The following is a 23,467-nucleotide window of genomic DNA, read 5'->3' on the forward strand; positions in this document are numbered from 1 at the left end:
TGATTGCCAACATTACCTGTAACTTTGCAGGCGATTGGATTTACTATATAGTAAACACCATCATCTTCATCCAAACTGACGATAGCAAATGCGTAAATATGTAACGACTAGAAGACTGGACCGGGTTTTCCTGGAGATCTACAGAATCTATGTTTTCGTAGTCCGTTTCTTTAAAGAAGTTTTCTTACCGCCCTACGAGGGCAAAGAGATCATTAGTCAATGCTACGAGGTGGGCGTGCGCTCGCTGCCCCTCATCTCACTTACAGGCTTCATCATCGGTATTGTGTTCACGAACCAGTCGCGCCCATCACTGGCTGAATTCGGGGCAACCTCCTGGCTCCCTTCGCTAATTTCCATTGCTATAGTGCGGGCGCTGGCGCCGCTGGTAACAGCCATTATTGCTGCTGGCCGTGTCGGTTCCAGCATTGGGGCAGAACTGGGCTCGATGAAAGTAACCGAGCAGATCGATGCCATGGAAGTATCTGCTACCAACCCTTTTAAATTTCTGGTAGTTAGCCGGGTGTTGGCAACTACCCTGATGGTGCCGGCCCTGATGATGTATACCATGTTCGTTGCCTTAATGGGTGCTTACCTGAGCGTGCATACCAAGGAACTGACAAGTATGACCACTTATTTTGTGCAGGTATTCAATGCCATCTCTTTCCTTGATATTTTCTCTTCCATCATCAAATCCTTCGTATTCGGATTTACGATTGGCATGGTGGGCTGCTACAAAGGGTACTTTTCCTCCAAAGGCACCGAGGGCGTGGGCAAAGCAGCTAACTCATCGGTAGTAACGGCCATGTTCCTTATTTTTATCGAGGAGCTGCTGGCCATGCAGATCATCAATGCCATCCGGGCATTTTAATACGCTACGGAATTATGAAAAAAGAAAAGCCAAAAATAGACTATAGCCACAAAGTAATAGAGATCCGGGGGCTGGAGAAATCGTTTGATGAAAACGACATTCTCCGGGGAGTTGATCTGGACCTGTACCAGGGTGAGAACCTCGTAGTACTGGGCCGCTCCGGCACAGGAAAATCAGTACTGATCAAAATTATTTCGGGTTTGCTGCGGCCGGATGCCGGACAGGTGCTGGTTTTGGGTGAGGAAGTAGACAAACTAAAGCCAAGGCAGCTGGAGAAGCTGCGTCTTAAGATCGGTTTTTCGTTTCAGAACAGCGCCTTATACGATAGTATGACGGTGCGCGAAAACCTGGAGTTTCCGCTGGTGCGCAATTCCCGCAACATGACGCGCAAAGAGATCGACAACCTGATAGAAGTGGTACTGGATGCCGTCGGCCTGTCGCAAACGATCAATCAAATGCCTTCGGAGCTTTCTGGTGGCCAGCGGAAACGCATCGGCATTGCCCGCACCCTGATCCTGCGCCCGGAGATCATGCTTTATGATGAACCTACCGCCGGCCTTGATCCGATCACAAGTATAGAGATCAACAAACTGATCAACGAAGTACAACGCCGCTTCAACACGTCCTCCATCATCATTACGCACGACCTGACCTGCGCCCGCGAAACAGGTGACCGCATCGTAATGCTGCTGGACGGACAGTTTCAACGTCAGGGCACGTTCGAGGAAGTGTTCAACACGGATGATGAACGCGTAAAATCATTTTACAACTACAATTTTATAGATTAAATGGGTACTGCAGAAAATAAACGTTCCATCATGGTGGGGATATTCGTTCTCCTCGCTATCATCATATTTGTTGCCGCTGTACTTACGTTGGGAGGCCAGCAGAAACGGTTTATCCAGAGCATCTCAATCAGTACAGTTTTTGACGACGTGGAAGGCTTGAAGCCCGGTAATAATGTATGGTTTTCCGGCGTGAAGATCGGCAACGTGAAAGAGATCAAGTTTTATGGTAAATCACAGGTAGAAGTGGTGATGAATATCGAGGAGAGCGCGCAGCAGTATATTCGCAAAGATGCCTTAGCCCGCATCAGCTCCGAAAGCCTGATCGGTAACCAGATCATTGAAATTATGGATGGCACGCAGCAGGCTCCTCCAGTTGAAAACGGCACCGTTTTGAAATCAGTGCCCAATCTGAACACCGATGACATTATGAAAACGCTGCAGGAGAACAATAAAAACTTTGTGAGTATTACCGGCGACCTGAAGCAGATCACGTCGCAACTGGTTAAAGGAAAAGGTACCCTCGGTACCCTGCTCACCGACTCTACACTGGCGACAAATTTCAGCTCGATGGTAGCTAGTCTGCAGCAGACCTCCGCCAACACGGTACGGGCTTCCAATGCGCTCACCCAGTTCACGAACAGGCTTAACACTAAGGGAGGTCTGGCGAATGAGCTGCTAACCGATACAACCGTTTTCAACAACCTGCAAGCCTCCGTTGTGCAGTTGCAGCAAGCCTCTGCCGCTGCCTCGCAGATGGCTGCTAACCTGCAGCAAGCTTCCGGCAAACTGGACGGGCAGAATAATGCGGTAGGCGTGTTGCTGAACGACCCGAAGTTTGCCAATCAGCTGCAGAACACCATGGAAAACCTGCAAACAGGTACCGAAAAGCTTGACCAGAATATGGAAGCACTGCAGCATAACTTTTTATTGCGCGGCTTCTTCAAAAAGCAGGACAAGCAACGCGCTAAAGAAGAAAAAGCCCGTCAGGAGGCCGTGCAGGACTCTCTGCAGCAGTTGCAGCAATAAGCCACCTATAGCTGGCATATATAGTACAAAAAGAGCCGGGGCTGATGGAAATAACTTCATCAGCCCCGGCTCTTTTTGTACTTGCGCAGCGTTTTTATTCCTGGTACTGTTCTCTGATTTTCCGGGCTATTTCTTCAAACTCTTCTTTGCTGAACTGCTGCTTGTTACTAAAGTTCATGTCCTGCATGGTGTTAAGAGGGATAAGGTGAACGTGTGCATGAGGCACCTCCAGCCCCACCACCGCAACACCAATGCGCTTGCAGGGTACAGCCTTTTCGACGGCGGTAGCTACTTTTTTTGAAAAAGCCATCAGGCCCAAGTATAGCTCGTCGTCTAGATCGAAAAGGTAGTCTACCTGCTGCTTGGGTATAACTAACGTATGGCCTTTGGTGGTGGGAAATACATCCAGAAAAGCCAGAAACCGGTTATCTTCCGCTACCTTATAGGCAGGAATATCACCGTTGATGATCTTGGTAAAGATGGATGGCTCCATACCGGTTTAGCGACTGATTTCTAATATCTGGAACTCCAGTTTGCCTGCGGGCACCGTAATCTCTGCCACATCTCCCACTGACTTACCAAGGAGGCCTTTGCCAATCGGTGATTTAACTGAAATTTTGCCAGTGGCCAGGTTTGCTTCTTCCTCAGCTACCAGCGTATAATCCAGCACCATGTTGTTCTTCAGGTTTTTGATCTTTACTTTGGACAGAATAAGTGCCTTGCTCGCATCCAGGTTCGATTCATCGATCAGGCGGGCATTGCCAACAATTTCCTCCATTTTGGCAATTTTAAGCTCCAAATGGCCTTGGGCATCTTTGGCCGCATCATACTCTGCATTTTCACTCAGGTCGCCTTTGTCGCGTGCTTCTGCTAACTGGCGCGCTACTTCGGCACGGCCTTTGGTTTTGAGCTCCGCCAGTTCATCCTTCAGTTTCTGCAAACCCTCTGCTGTGTAATAAGAAATCTTGCTCATAGTAGGTTTTCACGTTTAAAACACAAAAACAAAAAGAACGGTTATGCGACCCATAACCGTTCTTTTTGCCAAATATGTAAATTATTTTAATTCTTCTTACAGGTGCCGCTTTGCTTTGCAGCCTTTATCATAAGCTATTTTACTATAAAGCCACCGGGCTACTCCCGTCGGTTTACGGCTTAGGCAAATATACTAATTTTATTTGTAAGACTATGCGGGCCGCTCATATAAATGCGTCTCTATTATACGTCCAGGAGCAGGAGCAGGCTGGTATCGGGATAGGTTTTGTTGTACCACATCCACTTTTCAAGCACTTTAGCCGGCGCTGCGGTTACCTGCGGCACGCGTGTAAAACCACAGCTGCCATAAAAATCGCCCAGGTGCTCAAAAGGCATACAATACACCGGCTTACCTGGTGCCTGCTGCTTTAAATATTCCACCAGGTGTCGGGCAAGCCCACCACCGCGGAAGCTGTTATTTACGTACATACCTCCCAGTTCCAGCGCCTGCTCGTCCAGCCATACCAGCTGGCCAATACCGGCCCGTTCCCCGTCGGCTTCGGCAATCGCAATGATCTCTTGGCCATAATCTGAACGCTGAAACCGAAGTTTATCGTACTGCTCGTTTATCCAAGTTATTTCTTCGGGTTGTGCCCGTCTGATGCTGATCTTCATACTTCTTCTAATTTATGCGCCTATCAAACGCTTTATTTTTGTTACCAACACCTCATTTATTCTGCTATAGGACTCGTGCGTCCATCCGGCAATATGTGGCGTAAGTATAACATTACCGGCCGCTATCAGTGCTTCGAAATGCTGCTGCTGTTTTGTGGTGAGCGTCTGCAGCTTTTCATTTTCCAACACATCCAGAGCGGCCCCTTTGATACGTCCGTTTTGCAAGTATTGTACCAAAGCCACCTGATTGACCACATCCCCACGGGAGGTATTCAGAAACCAGACTGATTTGCTGAATTTACTGAAAAAAGCATCATTGGCAAATGCCAGATTGTCAACAATGTACGGAATATGCAGACTGACCACATCGGCTTCGGCTTGCAGTGTTTCCAGCGACACGCGCTCGACTGGCGCCACTACCTTTTCAGGGGCATAACGATCGTAGGCCAGAATGCGGCAGCCAAAGCCACTCAGAACGCGGGCAAAACTCTGTCCCATGTTGCCATAGCCGATGATACCTACTGTTTTGCTGCCCAGTTCCTCTCCCCTGTTCTCTTCACGCAGCCATACTTTGCGGCGTACTTCGGCATTGGCACGCGGAATATAGCGTAACAGAGACAGTAACACTCCCAATGTGAACTCCCCAACGGCTTGGCTGTTTCCCTCGTTGGCAGCGAGCAAGGTAATGCCACGCTCCTCTAAGGCTGCCGCGTCAATGTTATCCACGCCAGCGCCGGCCCTGGCGACATACTTCAGTTGCTGCGCCAACTGCAGCGTTTCAGCTGTTATTCGCATTTTACTCCGGACGATCAGCCCATCAAAGCCCTGCAACGCTTCCCGCACTTCGGCTGGCTTTATGTCTGGCCGGTAATCGGCCTCGGCGCCTATACTTTCCAGCAGCGGAAACAGGCTTGGGTGCATTTCGTCGATGATCAGAACGCGTGTGGTGGCGGTATGCATGGTTGTATAGCTTAAAGAGAGGTGTGCGCTTCTACCAATCGGGTGAGTCCGATAAAATCGGCTACGGAAAGCTGCTCGGCCCGCTTATCAAATATTGGTTGCTCCTGTACTTCCGGGGGCAGCTGAAAGCTCTTCAGGCAGTTTCGCAGGGTTTTGCGGCGGGTGCCGAAACTGAGCTTTACTACCTGGAAAAACAGCTTTTCGCTGCAGGGAAGTTCTTTCAACTCATTGCGCAACAAACTAATTACCGCCGATTTTACCTTCGGCTTGGGATGAAATACCTGTTCGCTAACCGTAAACTTATACTCTATAGTATAAAACGCCTGAAGCAGCACGCTCAGAATACCATAGGTTTTTGAACCCGGAGGCGCTGCAATACGCTCCGCCACTTCCTTCTGAATCATGCATACTACTTCAGGCACTGCCTCGCGCTGTTCCAGCACCTTGAAAAAGATTTGACTGGAGATGTTATATGGAAAGTTGCCAATGATAGCAAATGGCCTTGCAAACAACTTACTCAAATCAGTCTTCAGAAAATCAGCTAAGATAATGCGGTCGCCAAGCTGCGGAAAATGTTCGCGCAGGTAGGTAATAGACTCACGGTCGATGTCGATGACGGTGGTGCGGTACTGTGGGTGCTGCAGCAGGTATTGGGTGAGCACACCCATGCCCGCGCCAATTTCAAGCACGTCGGTGGTGCCCCGATGCAGCGTCAGCTGCTCCACTATTTTCTGAGCAATATTCTGATCGACCAGGAAATGCTGGCCCAAATGCTTCTTCGGACTTACTTTACTCACAGATTCTGTCTAAAAGATTAAAGCAGGCAGGTATACTTTTTACCTCCTGCCCGTTATACTACTCATGGTAAAGTCAGGTAGTGGTAACTAAGCTGCCTTTTCGCATTACGTTTTATACTTACTATATTGCAACTTTAAATTGCAGCACCAAAGATACGAACCCAAGATGCCAACACAACTTAATTATAATACAAGCCTACCAAATAATACGGACCTTGCCCTACTGGTGCAGCCGGGGCAGGTAATACAGTTATCCGAACTGCAGCCTGAAGAGCAGCAGTATGTGCAGCAACAGGTGCAACAAGAGAGTCAGCTGATAACGCTGAACCGGTACTCACACCGGCTCTATATCGTGCTGCTGCCAGAAAAAACCACGACTGCTGCCCGCCAGGAAGCGCTCCGCCAGGCCGGCCATACATTGCTAAAACAACTGCGCACCGATAAAGTATCGGCGATAGCCCTGCGGGATAAAACTGATACGGATGCCAGTTTATACTTAGCGGAAGGCCTGTACCTAAGCAATTACCAGTATCAGAAGCACAAAACAAAAAACACCCAGCCAAGCCCGCTGCAGACAATTACGATAGCTGACGATAAGATCAGCGCCGAAGCGGTAGCGGAACTGGCGAACCTACTGGATGCTGTCTTTAAGACCCGCGACCTGGTGAATGAACCGCACAGCCACCAAACAGCGGTGCAGCTGAGTGAAACGTTTGAAGAGTTAGGCAAACAGGCTGGCTTTAAAACTGAGGTGCTGGATGAGCTAAAGATCCAGACGCTTAAAATGGGAGGACTGCTGGCTGTGAACCAGGGCTCGGAAGAGCCGCCCACCTTTACCATTATGGAGTGGAAGCCGGAGAATGCCACCAACAGCAAACCTTATGTGTTGGTGGGCAAAGGCGTGGTTTACGATACCGGCGGCCTAAGCCTGAAGCCGACACCCCAATCCATGGATTACATGAAATCGGATATGGCCGGTGCAGCTGCGGTGGCCGGTGTGCTCTACGCGGCGGCAAAAAACAAGCTGCCATTGCACGTTATCGGGCTGGTACCTGCTACTGATAACCGCCCTAGCGGCAATGCAGTCGCTCCCGGAGACGTGATTACTATGCACAACGGCATGACGGTAGAGGTGCTGAACACGGATGCCGAAGGGCGCCTCATCCTGGCAGATGCCTTGAGCTTTGCCCACAAGTATAACCCGGAACTCGTGTTCGACCTGGCCACTCTGACGGGTGCCGCCATGCGAGCTGTCGGTAAAGAAGGCATGGTAGCCATGGGCACCGCTGGCGACAGCATCATGCAGCAACTGAGAGAAAGCGGTAACGCCGTGCACGAGCGCCTGGTGGAGTTTCCGCTATGGGAGGAGTATAAAAAGTATATGGAATCTGATATCGCGGACCTGAAGAACATTGGCGGCGCTGATGCCGGAGCCATTACGGCAGGCATTTTCCTGCAGCACTTCACCAGCTATCCGTGGGTGCACTTTGATATTGCCGGCACGGCCTACCTGCACAGCGAGGACAGCTACCGTGGCAAACTGGCCACAGGCTCCGGCGTGCGTTTGTTGTATAATTTTCTCCGTTTTAAGGCCCAGTAAGTATGGATACCAAACATAGAATCCGCATCGGCATCAGTATCGGCGATACCAACGGCATCGGGCCTGAGATCATCGTTAAAACCCTTTCTGACCAGCGCCTGCTCAGCTTCTGCACGCCGGTTATTTATGGCTCTGTTGCACTGTTGAACCAAGTACGCAAGGCGCTCAACGCAGAGCACTTCCACTTTCAGGCAGTAGACTCGGCTCAAAACCTGGCGCTCAAGAAAATAAACCTGATCAGTTGTATCGATGAAGCGCTGGAACTGGAACCAGGCAAGCCCACTGCTGCTTCCGGCAAAGCGTCGCTCGATTCGCTGCTGGCTGCCTCCCACGACCTCAAGGCCGGCCTGCTGGACGGAATCGTTACAGCACCGATTAACAAGGACAACATACAATCAGAGGACTTCCGTTTTCCGGGGCATACTGAATTTCTTACCTCTTACTTCGATGCTGCCGACAGCCTGATGCTGCTGGTGAGCGGCGACCTGCGCGTAGCAACCGTCACAGGCCACATTCCGGTGAAGGATGTAGCCGACAAACTTTCTGAAGTGCTGCTGATCCGAAAAATCACCATTCTGCTCGAATCGCTGCGGAAGGATTTTGGTATTCAGAAACCGCGCATTGCCGTGCTGGGCCTTAACCCGCATGCCGGAGAGCAAGGTTTGCTGGGCAAGGAAGAAACAGAAATTATTCGGCCGACTATCGTACAGCTTAAAGAACGAGGCCACCTGGTGTTCGGCCCTTACCCGGCTGATGGCTTTTTTGGGATGCAGCAGTACAGGCAGGTAGATGCCGTGCTGTCGATGTACCACGACCAGGGGCTGATTCCGTTTAAGACGCTGGCCATGGAAAGTGGTGTGAACTTTACAGCCGGCCTGTCAGTCGTGCGCACTTCGCCGGACCATGGTACAGCTTACGATATTGCCAACCAGTACAAAGCAGACGAGACCTCATTTAGAGAAGCACTGTTTCTGGCCTGCGACATAGTTAAAAAGCGCCTGGCGGAGCAAATACCAGCTGTTTAAATAGCACAAGTATTTTATTTATCGGAAATATGTTCTAATTTTGCGTCTTGCAATAAAAAGTCGATCGTGAAGAAGTTAAGAGACTATGAAATCGGCATTGCCAACCTCAGCAATAAAACACATCAGTTTGAGTTTGAGCTGAACAATGAATTCTTTGACTACTTTGGCGGAGAAATCATTCATGGCGGCAAATTGGTAGCTAACGTAACACTGGATAAGACAGAGACGCTGCTTACCTTTTACTTTGATATCAAGGGGCATGTGCAGCTTACGTGCGACAGAAGCCTGGAAGAGTTTGAGCATCCGGTAGCTATACAGCAGGTTTTCCGTGTTAGGTTTGGCCCTGAAGAAGCGGAACTGGACGATGATCTCTGGCAGATAACGTTTGATGCGCAGACCATCAACATCGCGCAGCACCTGTATGATTATATCGTGTTGTCGCTGCCGATGAAGAAGCTGCACCCGCGTTTTGCTGCAGAACAGGAAGAAGAGGACGAGGATGAAAATGACATTCTGATCTACTCTTCGCAGCAGCAGGGCGACGATGCAGACGAGGATGACGGCGACGATAACAACGATATTGATCCACGCTGGGACGCGCTCCGAAACTTGAATTAAGAATTTTAGAAATTTAAAGTATAAACACAAGCAATTATTTAACTTAAAAAATGGCACATCCTAAACGTAAGATTTCGAAGACCAGAAGAGATAAGCGTAGAACTCATCAAAAACTTTCTGAGAAAGCCATTGCGATCTGCCCGACTACTGACACCCCGCACCTGTACCACCACGCGTACGTTGTAGAAGGTGACCTGTATCACAAAGGCAAGCTGGCAATCAAAAATTATACAACGAACGCGCAATAAACAATCGCTTGCCTGCGCCCTGTTTTAGTTCTGTATAATTTAAAACCCACCCCTGTAAATGAGGATCGCCTTAGACGCTATGGGCGGCGATTTTGCACCTGAGGCAGTCATTAAAGGTGCATTGTTAGCCGCGAAGCAGCTTAGCGAGGATGATGAAATTCTGCTTATTGGCAAGGAGGACGTTATCAAGCCGCTGCTTGAAGAATATGGATATACCGGCTCCGGTATTAAGGTTTACCATGCCAGCCAGGTTATAGAAATGGGTGAGCATCCTACAAAGGCGCTCACCCAGAAAACCGACTCCAGCATTGCGGTAGGGTATGGCCTGCTGAAAGCACAATTAGTAGATGCTTTTTGCAGCGCCGGCAACACCGGGGCGATGCTGGTAGGTGCCATGTTCAGCGTTAAAGCAATAGAAGGCATACTCAGGCCCTCTATTGGTGGTCTTGTCCCAAAGCTTAAAGGCAACTTCGGCATTATGCTCGATGTAGGCGCCAATGCGGAGTGCAAGCCGGAGGTGCTGGAGCAGTTTGCCGAAATAGGCTCTATTTATGCCCGGTATGTGCTGGAAATAGAGAACCCCAAAGTTGGCTTGATGAACCTGGGCGAAGAAGAAGGAAAGGGTACTGTAAACACACAGGCAGCCCACCAGCGCCTCAAGGCTAATAGCAGTATAAATTTCATCGGTAACATTGAAGGGCGCGACCTCTTCAACGATAAAGCCGATGTAATTGTATGCGATGGCTATACCGGAAACATCATCCTGAAACTGGCTGAATCGCTTTACGATATCCTGAACGAAAAAGGGATTAAGGATTCATTTTTCGACAAGTTCAATTACGAGGCCGTAGGTGGCAGCCCTATACTTGGCATCAATGGCAATGCCGTGATTGGCCATGGAGTTTCGTCGCCACTGGCCATTTGTAATATGGTGCTGCAGGCGCAGAAGATGGTTGCCTCCAGAATTTCCGAACGGTTTCGAAAGAACTATAGCGCTTAAGTAAATGGCCTCTGGCCAGACAGCAAACTTGGCATAATCTGTAACAGCTATTCTTTTTATAGAATCTGACAGGTTAGGCCAGGTTTTTTTCGTTAAATTGCCCTTCTGTAAGTATAACACGCAACAAAACTATTATGAGTAAAATTACTGCCGCCATCACTGGTGTGAGTGGCCATGTTCCGGAATACGTCCTGACAAACAAGGAACTGGAAACAATGGTCGAAACAAACGATGAATGGATTACCTCTCGTACCGGCATTAAGGAAAGACGCATTCTGAAAGGTGAAGGTCTTGGCACCTCCCACATAGCGGTACCGGCAGTAAAAGAACTTTTCCGCAAAACAAATACGCAGCCCGAGGAAATCGACCTGCTTATTTGCGCTACTACCACTCCGGATATGGTGTTTCCGGCCACCGCAAACCTGATCACAGCTGAAGTTGGCGCTGTCAATGCCTTTGGTTATGACCTGCAGGCTGCCTGCTCCGGTTTCCTGTTTGCGCTGGCTACAGGCGCTAAGTTCATTGAGTCGGGCCAGTACAAGAAAGTGGTTGTAGTGGGAGCTGATAAAATGTCGGCCATTGTTGATTACACCGACAGAACTACCTGCATAATTTTTGGCGATGGAGGCGGCGCCGTACTGCTGGAGGCAAATACGGAAGGCTACGGCGTGCTGGACCAGGTATTGAAGTCCGATGGTGCCGGAGCACAGTTCCTGCATATGAAAGCCGGAGGCAGCCGCAAACCTGCTACCCTAGCCACTGTGCAGGCCCGGGAGCACTATGCTTTCCAGGAGGGGCAGCAGGTGTTTAAATTTGCTGTGAAGGGCATGGCTGACGTGTCAGCTGAGGTAATGGAACGCAATGCGCTGACAGCGGATGATATCGCCTGGCTGGTACCACACCAGGCAAACAAACGTATCATTGAGGCCACTGCCAACCGCATGGGCGTGAGTAACGACAAGGTGATGCTGAACATACACAAGTATGGCAACACCACCAGCGGCACGATTCCGCTTTGCCTCTGGGAGTATGAAAGCCAGCTTCGTAAAGGTGATAACCTGGTACTGGCGGCTTTTGGCGGTGGCTTTACCTGGGGTGCTATTTATCTTAAATGGGCATATGACCCCGCATAGACGCTTGCACGTAACTACTAAAGTATAAAAGCGGCCCCAAAGCCGCTTTTTTTGTTGCCGTCTCTTTTTAGAATTGTAAAGTCAGAGTTGTGGCTTTACTCAGTATACAGCATACATTAACTTCTATACTCTTCTTTCACGATCGATATTTATCACCCGCTGATAAGAGGCTTAGAAGCAGGTTTATAAAGTATACGGATCAGGATCATTGAAAACAAAAAGGCTTAACATTACTGCTAAGCCTTTTATGTTATATAGGCAAGTAAATTACTTTACTTTGTCAACGATGCTTTTAAAAGCTTCCGGGTGGTTCATCGCCAGGTCAGCAAGCACTTTGCGGTTCAGGTCGATGTTCGCCTTTTTAAGAGCACCCATCAGAGCTGAGTATGACAGGCCGTGCTCACGGGCACCAGCATTGATACGCTGGATCCAAAGGGAACGGAAGTCTCTCTTCTTAACTTTTCTATCACGATACGCATAAACAAGACCTTTTTCAATTGCGTTTTTCGCAACGGTCCATACGTTTTTGCGACGGCCAAAGTAACCTTTGGCCATTTTCATCATTTTCTTTCTTCTGTGTCGTGCGGCAACGACATTTACCGATCTTGGCATTTCTTTAAAGTTTTAGCGGCTGGTGACCTGTTGGTCTTATAAAACCAGACACTGGGTTCGTACTAATAATTAACCTCTAATTTGTGCGTAATTAGATTTGAAGCATCAGCTTCACTCTGTCCGTATCAGCGGAGCTAACAAGGCCAGTGTGCGTCAGGTTACGCTTCTGCTTCGTTGTTTTCTTGGTCAGGATGTGGCTCTTGTAAGCGTGCTTACGCTTGATTTTGCCAGTACCTGTCAAAGAAAAACGCTTCTTTGCACCAGATTTAGTTTTTACTTTAGGCATGGGTATATAATTGATTAAAAAATTACTTCTTAACGGGCGGAGCTACCTTTGGTGCTAGAATCAGGAACATACGCTTTCCTTCTAGCTTCGGCAACTGCTCCACTTTGGCAACATCTTCGAGCGCCTGAGCAAATTTAAGCAGCAGGATCTCTCCACGCTCCTTAAATACAATGCTTCTACCCACGAAGTGCACGTATGACTTTACTTTAAAGCCACTCTCCAGAAAGCCCTGCGCGTGCTTCAGCTTAAACTCAAAGTCGTGGTCATCAGTGTTAGGGCCGAAACGGATCTCCTTGATGACTACCTTTTGCGCTTTCGCTTTCATTTCGCGCGTTTTCTTCTTCTGCTCGTACTTAAATTTCGAGTAGTCGATGATGCGGCAAACGGGTGGGGTCGCTGTTGGCGAAATTTCAACCAGGTCAAGGCTTTGTTCATTAGCCATTTGCTGAGCCTGCCTTGTTGGGTAGACTCCCTGCTCTACATTGTCACCAACCACCCTCACTTCTCTGGCAGTTATTTTATCATTGACTTTGTATGGCTCCTCCACCTTTCCGCGTGGGATATAGCGCCTGTTTTGCGTAGCTATAGTTGTACCTCCTTAATGTTAATGTTATTATAATTTGGGTGCGAATATCGCAATAAATCTATTGATATAAAAATATCTTTAGTTAATTGTTCAGCATCTGGGCAACTTTCTCTTTAAACATGCCAATGAATTCTTCCACCTTCATGCTGCCCAGGTCGCCTTCGCCATGCCTGCGCACAGATACAGTTCCTTCTTCCTGCTCCTTCTCCCCTACAATCAACATGTAGGAAACCTTACGTACTTCCGCATCGCGTATTTTTCGGCCAATCTTCTCATCCCGGTTATCTACAGAACCACGGATATCCTCTAACTGCAGCTGTTCATTCAGCTGCTGGGCATAGTCGTGGTATTTTTCCGAAATAGGAAGTATGGCAAACTGCTCCGGGCTAAGCCACAGCGGGAAATTACCGCCGCAGTGCTCGATCAGTACCGCTACAAAGCGCTCCAAAGAGCCAAATGGTGCGCGGTGAATCATCACCGGCCGGTGTTTCTGGTTATCAGCGCCAATATATTCCAGTTGGAACCTTTCTGGTAAGTTATAATCTACCTGAATAGTTCCCAACTGCCACTTACGGCCCAGCGCGTCGCGCACCATAAAGTCGAGCTTTGGTCCGTAAAACGCAGCTTCGCCGAGTTCGGTTACAGTACGCAAGCCTTTCTCCGCTGTCGCTTCGATGATAGCCCGTTCTGCTTTTTCCCATACTTCATCCGAGCCAATGTATTTGGCTTTGTTCTCCGGGTCGCGCAGTGAGATCTGGGCGGTGTAATCTTCAAAGCCCAGTGCCTTGAATACATAGAGCACCAGATCAATTACCCTGTTGAACTCTTCCTTTACCTGGTCGGGACGGCAGAAGATGTGGGCATCGTCCTGGGTAAAGCCACGAACACGAGTCAGACCGTGCAACTCCCCGCTCTGCTCGTAACGGTATACCGTGCCGAACTCGGCCAGACGTACTGGCAGCTCTTTGTAAGAGCGTGGGCGCACTTTATAGATCTCGCAGTGGTGCGGACAGTTCATGGGCTTCAGCAGGAACTCCTCCCCTTCGTTCGGCGTCTTGATCGGCTGAAACGAGTCTGCACCATACTTCTCATAGTGGCCGGAAGTCACGTAAAGCTCTTTGCTGCCGATGTGCGGCGTTACGACCGGCTGATAGCCGGCGCGCATTTGTGCTTTGCGCATGAACTGCTCCAGGCGCTCCCGCAGCAGCGTACCTTTCGGCAGCCACAGCGGCAGGCCCATGCCCACTTTCTCAGAGAAGGCAAACAGCTCCAGTTCCTTGCCTAGCTTGCGGTGATCACGCTTTTTAGCTTCCTCCAGGCGCTCCAGGTATTCTGTCAGCTCTTTCTGCTTCGGGAAAGTTACGCCGTAAATGCGTGTTAACTGTTTCTTGCTTTCATCACCACGCCAGTAAGCTCCGGCCACATTCATGATCTTTGCTGCCTTGATAAAGCTTGTATTCGGGATATGTGGTCCGCGGCAAAGGTCTACAAACTTGCCCTGCTCATAAAAGGAGATAGTGCCGTCGGCCAGGTCTTTAATCAGGTCCAGCTTATACTCGTCGCCTTTTTTGGAGAAGTAGTCAATAGCCTCTGCTTTAGAAACATCGCGGCGCTTGAACTCATTTTTGTTGCGGGCCAGCTCTAGCATTTTCTGCTCCACCTTGGCAAAATCCTCCTGCGAAAACTGCTTGTCGCCCAAGTCCACATCGTAGTAAAAGCCGTTCTCCACAGGGGGACCGATGCCGAACTTCACGCCAGGGTATAGTTCTTCCAGCGCCTCAGCCAGCAAGTGCGCAGACGAGTGCCAGAAAGCATTTTTGCCGAGGTCATCATTCCAGGTAAGCAGCTGCACGTTGGCATCCTCGTTGATCGGCCGCGAAAGGTCAACCACAGTGTCATTTACTTTGGCAGCCAGCACATTGCGGGCCAGGCCTTCACTTATACTTTGTGCCACCTCTAAGCTTGTCACGCCCTTTTCATACGCGCGTACAGAGCCATCTGGCAGTGTGATATTGATCATGTATGTTTCGTTTTCTTTTATTCTTCTATAATTACGGGTGCAGAACTTTCCTCCTGCTGCACCGGCAGGGCAGGTTTCTGTAATTTATACTTGAGGCGGGCAATAGCGCCATAGGCATACGTGTACTTGGGTTCTACCTGCACCAGCCGCTGATAAGTAGATAAGGCATTCACCACCTGTCCCGTTCGTTCATAACTTCCGGCTAAAATAGCCAGATAACGGGGTGCGTTTTTATACTGCCTTTGCGCGTTGAGCAAATGCGCCAGCGCCCCTTCGGCATCTCCTTGCTTGTACAACTGCATCCCTAGAAAATAGTGCGCGTGTTGTAAAGTATCATTCACCGCCAAGGCCCTGTTAAAGTATAGCTGTGCGCTATCCGGTTGTTGCGCCTGCTCGTAGGCCAGCCCACTGTAATACAAAACTAAAGCATCTTTCGGTGCGAGTTTTGAGGCCCGCCGCAAGTAAGGCTTTGCTCCTTCCAAGTCTTTTTGAGCAACCAAGATACCGGCTACTTCGCGCTGGGCTTCCATCAGTTGCGGCATCTGCTCCAAAGCAAGGTTATAATTACGAAGTGCCCTGGTCGTATCGCCCGTAGTTGCCAGCAGGCGCCCTTTGTAATAATAAGCATACTCATTAGCAGGCGATAATTCCTGTGCTTTGCTGATATACTCCCTGGCAAGCGCATATTTCTTTTGCTGCAGGTATAGCTCGCCTAGCAGCACGTAAAGTGATGCGCTTTGGTAAGAGTTATGTTCTGCCTGCAAAGCAAGCGGCAGTGCCTCCTCGCGTTTACCCATGGCCCGTAATACCTGTGCCTTTACAAAGAGGCTGGCCGGATCATTGCGCGTCAGCTGCACCGCTTTGTCAGCATCTGCCAGCGCTTTTTGGAGCGCACCATTCCGAAGCAGCACTACGGCACGACGGGCATGTAAACTACCATCGCGCTGCGACTGGGCAATGGCCGCATTCAGTTGCGCCAATTGCGCCTGTGGGTTATCTTGTACCTGCTGCAGGTTCACCATCTGCTCTCTTGCGCCTTCTTCCATGTTACAGGCGGCCATTACCACCGGCAACAACAGCAGTATGAGCGAGCGGAAAAAACGAACCATAAGCAGGTATAGAATGTATGCTGAGCCTCCAGGTTATTCCCTTTATAGCTGCGCTAAATTATAATTTTTTTGCCCAAATAGAAACATCCATCCCTAACTGACGGCCTGTAACTTAAAACAAAAAGCCTGCCACCGGAAGGAAGCAGGCTTTTTGGCAGGTGCTGAACAAGTTATTTTGCCTGTTCTTCCTGCAGCATCAATTTACATCGCCTGCTTAGCTCCAGTTCATCTTTCGTGTCTAGGTTTACCATCAATGCGTCTTCCAACGTACGCTGGTAGGCTTCTTTGTCCTTCATTTCATCATACACACACGCCAGGTCATAGTAGTAGCGAATGTTATTGGGGTTATACCGGATAGCGTTTTGAAGTGCTTCGACTGCATCCTGGTTGGTGACCTTGTCTTTGATTCCGCCAAAAAACAATTTGGCCGCAGCCTGTTCAGCGATGTTCAGGTTCGCAACCTTAAAGTACCAGCGGCCTAAGATATACCACGCCCCATCATGTTGCCTGTTACTGGCGAGCGCCTGGTCAATGAAGGGCTTCATCTGGTAAATTGAGGCCAGCCGCTGCTTAGGGCCTGACACCATGGCAGTGCAGCCCATCGACAGGGCCATTACATAATTAGCTTCGGCATCTTCTGGCTCAAGGGCATAAGCCTGCAACGCCAGTTCACGCGCTTTTTCAAAATGATCCAACTTGCTGCTTTCATCCGTAAACCGATCGCCGATCCGGCAATGCAGGTAACTGGCTTTGCAAAGTGCCTCGTAGTTATCTGCCGATGTGCAGAGCACCTGCTCATACAGGGCCAGTGCTTCACTGTCTTTATAAGCTACAAGCAACTTGCCGGCACGTTGCAGCATAAGCTCATGCTCTTTAGCGGTGCCGTCTGCCAGAACAGCAGGCGCTCCTCCAAAGAGCATGATAGCTAACAATATGGCTGTATAAAGTCTTTTCATTTGTAGCATTACTTCCGGTAACTTACAGGTTTAAAAAGACTTTTGCAAGCGTTATATGCTTTTGCCTAAAACAAATTAAGCTGTTTTTTCTTTTTTAAAGTCTCTTTTTCCTCATCCGGGATTGTACTACTTTCTACGGCTTCTGTAGCAAGAGGTTGGGTGCCACTGGCACGGGCTGCTTCTTCTGCAAGTTCCTTTAACTCAGAAGGTAAGGTCGCCGGTGCCTTTTTAGGAGAAGCCGGCTTTTTAGACTTGCCTTTTTCCTCGTCTGGCATTAGCACTTCCTGCTTCGGCATGCTTACTTCCAGTATCTTAAGATAATTCAGTTTGTTGCCCATCGCTTTCCAGCCTTTCACATCTATGAAATCACTCAGCAGCAGCTTTTCGGCTTCTTTATCGCTCTTGCGGTCGCGCTTGAACTTGATCTCAGCCAGTGGCTCCGGGTGTGTCGAAACAGCCTCGAGACGCGACCCTTTGCTTTCAGAGATAAATGTAAAACGCTTCCCTATCGTAGAGGTTTCTATCCTGAAGCGCTTTACAAAATATACCTTGTTTTCGCCTTCGTAGTAGATGGTAGAAATCACCAGCTCCGGATCAAACTTCTGCAGCACCTTGATCTTATCTACCGTGTAATGGTTGGCAAGGTCAAAGGAAGTCTGCTCATAGCTTCCATCCTCGTAGATCACCAGGATTGTATCATCGGTGTTGAAAGAGCCCAGGTAACGGCCACGGCCTTCGGTATTCAGACGCCCGATCACTTCGTCATAGAAAATCTCACGGCCACCCAGGGTAGAGTCGCCGAGGCTCTTCTGTACCACTTTCTTCACCGGATATTTGGTGATGATGTTTCCATTGGAGCCTTTGCCCTTGATCATCAGTTCGGCAAAATCAAAGTCAAACGTTTTGATACGGGCATTGGCGCTTGGAGCCAGCGTAACAGTAACGACCTCAGACTCGGAATTGGGATTAGCAGTAAGGTAATGCACTTTAGAGCCCTTCTCTCCTTTTGTCAGATCGTACTCCTTGTCCCGCGTGATGGACTTCACAGCAAAACGCTTCGCATACGACACACCCGACTTGCCATCGACATAGATCATGTTGTAGACCATGTGCTCGTCGTTCTTATTGTACACGCTGGCAAGTATGATGTCTTTGCCCACAAAGGTTTTTTCGGCTACTTTGGTTACTGTAAACTTGCCGTCTTTGCGGAAAACGATGATATCGTCCATGTCCGAGCAGTCGCAAACAAACTCGTCTTTGCGCAAGCCTGTGCCGATGAATCCGTCCTTGGCATTCATGTAGAGCTTTTGGTTAGCAATGGCAACTTTCTGAGCTGTGATCACATCAAATGTTTTTACCTGTGTTTTGCGATCACGGCCCTGCCCATACTTTTTCAGCAAGCCTTCAAAATAGCTGATCGCATACCGGATGAGATTCGCCAGGTGATCATCTACCTCCGCCATCTCTTCCTCCAGCTTTCGGATATACTCGTCAGCTTTAAAGGAATCATACTTAGAAATACGTTTAATTCTAATCTCTGTCAGGCGGAGAATGTCCTCTTCCGTCACCTCGCGGCGCAGCAGCTTTTTAAATGGATCAAGCCCTGTATCAATGGCATTCAGCACAGCTTCCCAGGTCTCGCACTCTTCGATGTCGCGGTAGATGCGGTTCTCGATAAAGATCTTCTCCAGCGACGAATGATGCCATTTATCTTCCAGTTCTGCTTTCCGGATCTCCAACTCCCGCTTCAGCAGGTCTACCGTTTTGAAGGTGGAAATACGCAGCAGCTCGTCCACGTTCAGGAAGTGTGGCTTGTCGTCGATAATCACACAGGTGTTCGGCGAAATGGACACTTCGCAATCGGTGAAGGCATACAGCGCATCCATGGTCAGGTCCGGCGATACGCCCGGGGGCAGTTGCACATGAATCTCCACTTCCGCCGCCGTGTTATCGATCACTTTTTTGATCTTGATCTTGTTGTTCTCGCTCGCTTTCACGATCGACTCCATCAAGCCGGTGGTAGTGATGCCATACGGCACATCCCGGATAATGAGCAGGGTTTTATCTACCTTTTCAATGGTAGCACGCACCCGTATTTTACCGCCGCGTGCGCCGCCGTTATAATTGGTTACGTCTACCTGGCCGCCCGTTAGGAAGTCAGGCAGCAGCTGTGTTTTACGGCCTTTCAGCACATCAATAGAGCCTTTGATTAGCTCCTTAAAGTTGTGCGGCATCACCTTGGTAGACAAGCCTACGGCAATACCTTCCACGCCTTGTGCCAATAGCAGCGGGAACTTCACTGGCAGGGTTACCGGCTCGTTCTTGCGGCCGTCGTAGCTCAGCTGCCATTGTGTGGTCTGGGGATTAAATACTACATCCAACGCAAACTTCGACAAGCGGGCTTCGATGTATCGGGATGCTGCCGCACTGTCGCCGGTGCGCACATCGCCCCAATTTCCTTGCGTCTCAATCAGCAGGTCTTTCTGGCCCAGGCCTACCATCGCATCACCAATAGAAGCATCGCCGTGCGGGTGGTACTGCATGGTTTGCCCGATAACGTTGGCTACCTTGTTAAAGCGGCCATCGTCCATCTCTTTCATTGCGTGCAGAATACGACGCTGCACCGGCTTCAGGCCGTCCTCAATGGCTGGCACCGCACGCTCCAGTATCACATACGAAGCATAGTCGAGGAACCAGTTCTGGTACAGGCCAGCAACCGGGGTTACGTTGTGGATCTTTGCTTCTCCATCCGTAAACTCCGTTGCCAGTTCATCATCGTGATTTAATTCTTCGTTGTTCAGCTCGTCGTTATGCATATACTTCCTCTACTATATCTTTTTCAATTTTCAGGTTGTCAATAATGAAGTTCTGGCGCTCCGGCGTGTTTTTGCCCATATAGTAGCTCAGCATCTTCTGTATCGTGGTATCTTTCTGCAGAATCACCGGCTTTAACTTGATGTTATCGCCAATAAACTTGCCGAACTCGTCCGGCGAGATCTCCCCCAGTCCTTTAAAGCGGGTAATTTCCGGCCGCTTGCCTAGTTTCTCTATCGCCTGCTGCTTTTCGTTTTCGTTGTAGCAGTAGATCGTCTCTTTTTTATTACGAACCCTGAAAAGCGGCGTCTCCAGTATGTACACATGGCCGTTTTTTACCAAATCCGGGAAAAACTGGAGGAAAAACGTGAGCAGCAGCAACCGAATGTGCATGCCATCTACGTCTGCATCGGTAGCGATCACCACCCGGTTGTAGCGCAGGCCATCCAGGCCTTCTTCTATGTTGAGGGCGTGCTGCAGCAGGTTAAATTCCTCATTCTCATACACGACCTTTTTCTTCATACCGAAGCAGTTGAGGGGCTTACCACGCAAACTGAACACCGCTTCACTATCCACGTTGCGGGATTTTGTGATGGAACCACTGGCCGAGTCACCTTCCGTGATGAAGAGCGTGGAAAGCAGTGACTTCTCGTCTTTGTCTTCGTTGAAGTGCAGGCGGCAGTCGCGGAGCTTGCGGTTGTGCAGGTTGGCTTTCTTCGCGCGCTGGTTAGCCAGTTTCTTCACACCGGCCATGTCCTTGCGCTCCCGCTCACTCTGCTCGATCCGCTTCTTCAGCGCTTCGGCAGTCGCCGGGTTCATACGCAAATAGTTGTCCAGGTGCTCCTTTATAAAATCATTTATATAGGCGTTTACCGCTGGTCCGTCCGGTCCCATATCAATTGAACCCAGTTTAGTTTTTGTTTGCGACTCAAACACCGGCTCCTGCACCCGAAGTGAGATCGCGCCAATTACAGACCCCCTGATATCAGTGGCATCGTAATCTTTCTTGTAAAAGTCGCGGAGCGTTTTCACCAGTGCTGTCCGGAACGCAGTCAGGTGCGTGCCGCCCATGGTGGTATACTGCCCGTTCACAAAGCTGTAGTACTCCTCGCCATAGTCGTTGCCATGCGTGAGCGCGATCTCGATGTCCTCGCCTTTCAGGTGGATGATCGGGTAACGCATACTCTCTTCATCTGCCTTGTTGCGGAGCAGGTCGAGCAGGCCGTTTTCAGAATAAAACTTTTTGCCGTTGAAATTAATGGTGAGGCCGGCGTTCAGGTATACATAGTTCCAGATCTGGTTTTCCAGATAGTCCGGATTGAACTGGAAATTCTTAAAGATCGTCTCGTCCGGCACAAACACCGTCAGGGTGCCGTTGCGCTGGCTGGACTCCTGCAGCTCGAAGTCCGCCGTTAATACCCCCTTTTCAAACTCGGCCGCCTTCATTTTGCCATCACGCACCGACTGGATACGGAAGTGGCTGGAAAGGGCGTTCACCGCCTTGGTACCTACCCCGTTCAGACCAACTGATTTCTGGAAAGCCTTGCTGTCATACTTGCCGCCGGTGTTGATCTTGCTCACGCAGTCGATCACTTTGCCCAGCGGAATGCCCCGGCCATAATCGCGCACCTGCACTTTGTGGTCGGATATCTTTACTTCAATAGTTTTACCAAAGCCCATCACGTGCTCGTCAATCGAGTTGTCGATCACCTCCTTCACCAGGATATAGATACCGTCGTCGGCTGATGAACCATCGCCGAGTTTACCGATATACATACCAGGACGCAGGCGGATATGCTCGCGGGGCTCCAGGGAGCGAATACTGTCTTCGGTATAGTTATGTTCTAACTCTGCCATGCTTTAAGCGTAAGTGTGTTATGAAGATAAATCAATCGGAAATATAGAAAATTTAAAACAGACAGCGCGCTTATATTAAACTCCGCCGCAGCGTTCTGGCTGCAAATAAAAGAAAATTTTTGCTAAATTTATTAGTTATACTTAAAAGTTTAACTGGCTCCTGTCGCCTGTTTATAGTATAAGAACCATCTTTAAGGAATTCTGGTTCATCAAAGGGGAGATATTTACCAACACATTTAGCTAATAAAATTAGCATATCAAAAACACTATTATACAACTAAACTTAACCTTTAAATTACGACCTTTCGCCTGAGCACAGCTGTGCCTGGTATTCCTCACGGCGCAAGCGAGCAGCTACTATATGGAAATAAAACTACCCAATTACTTTAAAATTACGGTTATCCTGCTCGGCCTGGTGCTGCTAATTTACCTGCTGCAGCTGTTCAAGTCCGTGCTCGCACCGCTGGCTTTTTCCATTCTTTTTGCGTTGCTGCTGCTGCCGCTTACCCGTCACCTCGAACGGTTGCGTGTCCCACGGCCGTTAGCCATACTTTGCAGCATCACGTTGGTGGTGGTGGTGCTTGCCATGGTCATCTGGTTTCTCTCTTCCCAAATGATGGACCTTACTTCTGAGTTAGATTCTATCAGCGGCAATGTCGGTGACCTGATCGCTAATGTGCAGGACTTCCTCTATCATAAATTTGGCATCAAACCTTCTAACCGCACCGAGCTCATCCAGAACATGATCGGCAGCCTGCAGGACATCGCCACCAGCTTTTTGGGCAACACTATCTCCATGACAACGGGCGTTATCGCTGCCCTGACGGTAGTACCAATCTTTGTATTTTGCCTGCTCTACTACCGCGATCATCTGGAGGAGTTCCTGTTCAAGTTTGTGACCAGAGACCGCCGTAGCGGTCTGCTGCAGACGATCACGAACATACAGCAGGTGGTGCAAAGTTATATTTCAGGGTTGATGATCGTGATTGTGGTGGTGTCGCTGCTGAACTCGGCAGGGCTACTTATACTTGGGGTGAACTATGCGCTTTTCTTCGGCATCTTTGCTTCTGTGCTCACCATCATTCCGTACATCGGCATTATGATAGGCGCCACAGTGCCTGCTTTATTTACGCTGGCCGCTACCGGCCACCTGATCGATGCGGTACTGGTGATCGCTGTATTTGCCTTTGTGCAGTTCCTGGAAGGTAACTTTATCACGCCCCTGGTCGTGGGCTCAAAAGTAAGTATAAATCCTTTTGCGGCGATAGTGGCCTTGCTCATAGGCGGCGAAATATGGGGCGCTCCCGGCATGATCATCGCCCTCCCTTTTATTGCCATGTTGAAGGTTATTTTTGATCGGTATCCGCCGCTGGCCCCTATCGGTTTTCTGCTGGCTGATATTGACGACGTGCACCCGAAAAGGAAGGGGAAAGTACAGAGCTGGTTTGCCGAAATCTGGAACGGGCTGACCCATGGTAAACGGGAGGAAGACCTATAACAACTAATTTTACCTGCCG

Annotated in this window: 23 protein-coding genes; 10 read left to right on the forward strand and 13 right to left on the reverse strand. The window is 49.4% G+C overall.

Going from position 1 to position 23,467, the window contains the following annotated elements; translation table 11 throughout:
• The first annotated feature begins 88 nt into the window (after window positions 1-88).
• From ABDW72_RS12965 to ABDW72_RS12975, 3 genes are read left to right on the forward strand one after another with little or no spacing between them, the layout of a single operon-like run.
• Window positions 89-868 carry an MlaE family ABC transporter permease gene (locus ABDW72_RS12965; RefSeq protein WP_347158997.1) on the forward strand — a complete coding sequence of 260 codons (780 nt, stop codon included), beginning with the start codon at window positions 89-91 and terminating at the stop codon, window positions 866-868.
• A gap of 14 nt (window positions 869-882) precedes the next feature.
• A complete protein-coding gene (locus ABDW72_RS12970) occupies window positions 883-1,656 on the forward strand; it encodes an ABC transporter ATP-binding protein (protein ID WP_347158998.1) in 774 nt (257 codons plus the stop codon).
• 30 nt (window positions 1,657-1,686) lie between these two features.
• Window positions 1,687-2,682, forward strand: a complete 996-nt coding sequence (locus ABDW72_RS12975) for an MlaD family protein (protein WP_347158999.1) — start codon at window positions 1,687-1,689, stop codon at window positions 2,680-2,682.
• Between the two features lie 94 nt (window positions 2,683-2,776).
• Here ABDW72_RS12975 and ABDW72_RS12980 read toward each other — a convergent pair whose 3' ends face one another.
• The 5 genes from ABDW72_RS12980 to rsmA form a co-directional block, all read right to left on the reverse strand.
• The gene (locus ABDW72_RS12980; protein ID WP_347159000.1) at window positions 2,777-3,175 is read right to left on the reverse strand and encodes an HIT family protein; all 399 of its coding nucleotides are present in this window, start codon (window positions 3,173-3,175) and stop codon (window positions 2,777-2,779) included.
• A 6-nt stretch (window positions 3,176-3,181) separates the two neighbouring features.
• Complete coding sequence (greA, locus tag ABDW72_RS12985) at window positions 3,182-3,655, reverse strand: transcription elongation factor GreA (RefSeq protein WP_347159001.1); 474 nt, start codon at window positions 3,653-3,655, stop codon at window positions 3,182-3,184.
• Window positions 3,656-3,897: 242 nt separating this feature from the next.
• The gene (locus ABDW72_RS12990) at window positions 3,898-4,329 is read right to left on the reverse strand and encodes a GNAT family N-acetyltransferase (RefSeq protein ID WP_347159002.1); all 432 of its coding nucleotides are present in this window, start codon (window positions 4,327-4,329) and stop codon (window positions 3,898-3,900) included.
• Between the two features lie 12 nt (window positions 4,330-4,341).
• Entirely contained in the window at window positions 4,342-5,289 is a 948-nt protein-coding gene (locus tag ABDW72_RS12995) for an NAD(P)-dependent oxidoreductase (protein ID WP_347159003.1), read from the reverse strand.
• An 11-nt stretch (window positions 5,290-5,300) separates the two neighbouring features.
• Complete coding sequence (gene rsmA / locus ABDW72_RS13000) at window positions 5,301-6,086, reverse strand: 16S rRNA (adenine(1518)-N(6)/adenine(1519)-N(6))-dimethyltransferase RsmA (protein WP_347159004.1); 786 nt, start codon at window positions 6,084-6,086, stop codon at window positions 5,301-5,303.
• 166 nt (window positions 6,087-6,252) lie between these two features.
• On the opposite strand from rsmA, the gene ABDW72_RS13005 reads away from it, so the two are divergent.
• The 6 genes from ABDW72_RS13005 to ABDW72_RS13030 all read left to right on the forward strand — a co-directional run bounded on the left by ABDW72_RS13005 (window position 6,253) and on the right by ABDW72_RS13030 (window position 11,710).
• Entirely contained in the window at window positions 6,253-7,686 is a 1,434-nt protein-coding gene (locus ABDW72_RS13005) for a leucyl aminopeptidase family protein (protein ID WP_347159005.1), read from the forward strand.
• Between the two features lie 2 nt (window positions 7,687-7,688).
• The gene (gene pdxA / locus ABDW72_RS13010; protein ID WP_347159006.1) at window positions 7,689-8,711 is read left to right on the forward strand and encodes a 4-hydroxythreonine-4-phosphate dehydrogenase PdxA; all 1,023 of its coding nucleotides are present in this window, start codon (window positions 7,689-7,691) and stop codon (window positions 8,709-8,711) included.
• Window positions 8,712-8,777: 66 nt separating this feature from the next.
• A complete protein-coding gene (locus ABDW72_RS13015) occupies window positions 8,778-9,329 on the forward strand; it encodes a YceD family protein (protein ID WP_347159007.1) in 552 nt (183 codons plus the stop codon).
• A gap of 50 nt (window positions 9,330-9,379) precedes the next feature.
• Window positions 9,380-9,577 carry a 50S ribosomal protein L32 gene (gene rpmF / locus ABDW72_RS13020; RefSeq protein ID WP_229961645.1) on the forward strand — a complete coding sequence of 66 codons (198 nt, stop codon included), beginning with the start codon at window positions 9,380-9,382 and terminating at the stop codon, window positions 9,575-9,577.
• Window positions 9,578-9,635: 58 nt separating this feature from the next.
• Entirely contained in the window at window positions 9,636-10,577 is a 942-nt protein-coding gene (gene plsX / locus ABDW72_RS13025; protein WP_347159008.1) for a phosphate acyltransferase PlsX, read from the forward strand.
• 134 nt (window positions 10,578-10,711) lie between these two features.
• Complete coding sequence (locus ABDW72_RS13030; RefSeq protein ID WP_347159009.1) at window positions 10,712-11,710, forward strand: beta-ketoacyl-ACP synthase III; 999 nt, start codon at window positions 10,712-10,714, stop codon at window positions 11,708-11,710.
• A 267-nt stretch (window positions 11,711-11,977) separates the two neighbouring features.
• Here the strand turns inward: ABDW72_RS13030 and rplT are convergent, their stop codons facing one another.
• The 8 genes from rplT to ABDW72_RS13070 form a co-directional block, all read right to left on the reverse strand.
• Window positions 11,978-12,322 (reverse strand): 50S ribosomal protein L20, encoded by a 345-nt coding sequence (gene rplT / locus ABDW72_RS13035; protein WP_242919352.1) that lies wholly within the window; start codon window positions 12,320-12,322, stop codon window positions 11,978-11,980.
• A 91-nt stretch (window positions 12,323-12,413) separates the two neighbouring features.
• Window positions 12,414-12,608 (reverse strand): 50S ribosomal protein L35, encoded by a 195-nt coding sequence (rpmI, locus tag ABDW72_RS13040; protein ID WP_163914704.1) that lies wholly within the window; start codon window positions 12,606-12,608, stop codon window positions 12,414-12,416.
• Window positions 12,609-12,630: 22 nt separating this feature from the next.
• On the reverse strand, window positions 12,631-13,194 hold the full coding sequence (infC, locus tag ABDW72_RS13045; protein WP_347159148.1) for a translation initiation factor IF-3: 564 nt from the start codon (window positions 13,192-13,194) through the stop codon (window positions 12,631-12,633).
• A gap of 82 nt (window positions 13,195-13,276) precedes the next feature.
• Window positions 13,277-15,214, reverse strand: a complete 1,938-nt coding sequence (thrS, locus tag ABDW72_RS13050) for a threonine--tRNA ligase (RefSeq protein WP_347159010.1) — start codon at window positions 15,212-15,214, stop codon at window positions 13,277-13,279.
• Between the two features lie 17 nt (window positions 15,215-15,231).
• Window positions 15,232-16,323 carry a tetratricopeptide repeat protein gene (locus tag ABDW72_RS13055; protein WP_347159011.1) on the reverse strand — a complete coding sequence of 364 codons (1,092 nt, stop codon included), beginning with the start codon at window positions 16,321-16,323 and terminating at the stop codon, window positions 15,232-15,234.
• 170 nt (window positions 16,324-16,493) lie between these two features.
• Window positions 16,494-17,279 (reverse strand): tetratricopeptide repeat protein, encoded by a 786-nt coding sequence (locus ABDW72_RS13060; protein WP_347159012.1) that lies wholly within the window; start codon window positions 17,277-17,279, stop codon window positions 16,494-16,496.
• Window positions 17,280-17,344: 65 nt separating this feature from the next.
• Window positions 17,345-20,095, reverse strand: a complete 2,751-nt coding sequence (locus tag ABDW72_RS13065) for a DNA gyrase/topoisomerase IV subunit A (RefSeq protein ID WP_347159013.1) — start codon at window positions 20,093-20,095, stop codon at window positions 17,345-17,347.
• The gene (locus tag ABDW72_RS13070; RefSeq protein ID WP_347159014.1) at window positions 20,088-21,950 is read right to left on the reverse strand and encodes a DNA topoisomerase IV subunit B; all 1,863 of its coding nucleotides are present in this window, start codon (window positions 21,948-21,950) and stop codon (window positions 20,088-20,090) included. The genes ABDW72_RS13065 and ABDW72_RS13070 overlap by 8 nt, the downstream gene beginning before the upstream one ends.
• Before the next feature lie 361 nt (window positions 21,951-22,311).
• On the opposite strand from ABDW72_RS13070, the gene ABDW72_RS13075 reads away from it, so the two are divergent.
• Window positions 22,312-23,448, forward strand: a complete 1,137-nt coding sequence (locus ABDW72_RS13075; protein ID WP_347159015.1) for an AI-2E family transporter — start codon at window positions 22,312-22,314, stop codon at window positions 23,446-23,448.
• Window positions 23,449-23,467 lie beyond the last annotated feature (19 nt).

Source organism: Pontibacter chitinilyticus, assembly GCF_039748935.1.
Classification (GTDB): domain Bacteria; phylum Bacteroidota; class Bacteroidia; order Cytophagales; family Hymenobacteraceae; genus Pontibacter; species Pontibacter chitinilyticus.

Excerpts from the sequence above, each read along its gene's own strand:
- ABDW72_RS12965 (WP_347158997.1), top strand. The coding sequence starts at position 89 with ATGCGTAAATATGTAACGACTAGAAGACTGGACCGGGTTTTCCTGGAG.
- ABDW72_RS12970 (WP_347158998.1), top strand. The coding sequence starts at position 883 with ATGAAAAAAGAAAAGCCAAAAATAGACTATAGCCACAAAGTAATAGAG.
- ABDW72_RS12975 (WP_347158999.1), top strand. The coding sequence starts at position 1,687 with ATGGTGGGGATATTCGTTCTCCTCGCTATCATCATATTTGTTGCCGCT.
- ABDW72_RS12980 (WP_347159000.1), bottom strand. The coding sequence starts at position 3,175 with ATGGAGCCATCCATCTTTACCAAGATCATCAACGGTGATATTCCTGCC.
- greA (WP_347159001.1), bottom strand. The coding sequence starts at position 3,655 with ATGAGCAAGATTTCTTATTACACAGCAGAGGGTTTGCAGAAACTGAAG.
- ABDW72_RS12990 (WP_347159002.1), bottom strand. The coding sequence starts at position 4,329 with ATGAAGATCAGCATCAGACGGGCACAACCCGAAGAAATAACTTGGATA.
- ABDW72_RS12995 (WP_347159003.1), bottom strand. The coding sequence starts at position 5,289 with ATGCATACCGCCACCACACGCGTTCTGATCATCGACGAAATGCACCCA.
- ABDW72_RS13005 (WP_347159005.1), top strand. The coding sequence starts at position 6,253 with ATGCCAACACAACTTAATTATAATACAAGCCTACCAAATAATACGGAC.
- pdxA (WP_347159006.1), top strand. The coding sequence starts at position 7,689 with ATGGATACCAAACATAGAATCCGCATCGGCATCAGTATCGGCGATACC.
- rpmF (WP_229961645.1), top strand. The coding sequence starts at position 9,380 with ATGGCACATCCTAAACGTAAGATTTCGAAGACCAGAAGAGATAAGCGT.
- plsX (WP_347159008.1), top strand. The coding sequence starts at position 9,636 with ATGAGGATCGCCTTAGACGCTATGGGCGGCGATTTTGCACCTGAGGCA.
- ABDW72_RS13030 (WP_347159009.1), top strand. The coding sequence starts at position 10,712 with ATGAGTAAAATTACTGCCGCCATCACTGGTGTGAGTGGCCATGTTCCG.
- rplT (WP_242919352.1), bottom strand. The coding sequence starts at position 12,322 with ATGCCAAGATCGGTAAATGTCGTTGCCGCACGACACAGAAGAAAGAAA.
- rpmI (WP_163914704.1), bottom strand. The coding sequence starts at position 12,608 with ATGCCTAAAGTAAAAACTAAATCTGGTGCAAAGAAGCGTTTTTCTTTG.
- thrS (WP_347159010.1), bottom strand. The coding sequence starts at position 15,214 with ATGATCAATATCACACTGCCAGATGGCTCTGTACGCGCGTATGAAAAG.
- ABDW72_RS13055 (WP_347159011.1), bottom strand. The coding sequence starts at position 16,323 with ATGGTTCGTTTTTTCCGCTCGCTCATACTGCTGTTGTTGCCGGTGGTA.
- ABDW72_RS13060 (WP_347159012.1), bottom strand. The coding sequence starts at position 17,279 with ATGAAAAGACTTTATACAGCCATATTGTTAGCTATCATGCTCTTTGGA.
- ABDW72_RS13065 (WP_347159013.1), bottom strand. The coding sequence starts at position 20,095 with ATGCATAACGACGAGCTGAACAACGAAGAATTAAATCACGATGATGAA.
- ABDW72_RS13070 (WP_347159014.1), bottom strand. The coding sequence starts at position 21,950 with ATGGCAGAGTTAGAACATAACTATACCGAAGACAGTATTCGCTCCCTG.
- ABDW72_RS13075 (WP_347159015.1), top strand. The coding sequence starts at position 22,312 with ATGGAAATAAAACTACCCAATTACTTTAAAATTACGGTTATCCTGCTC.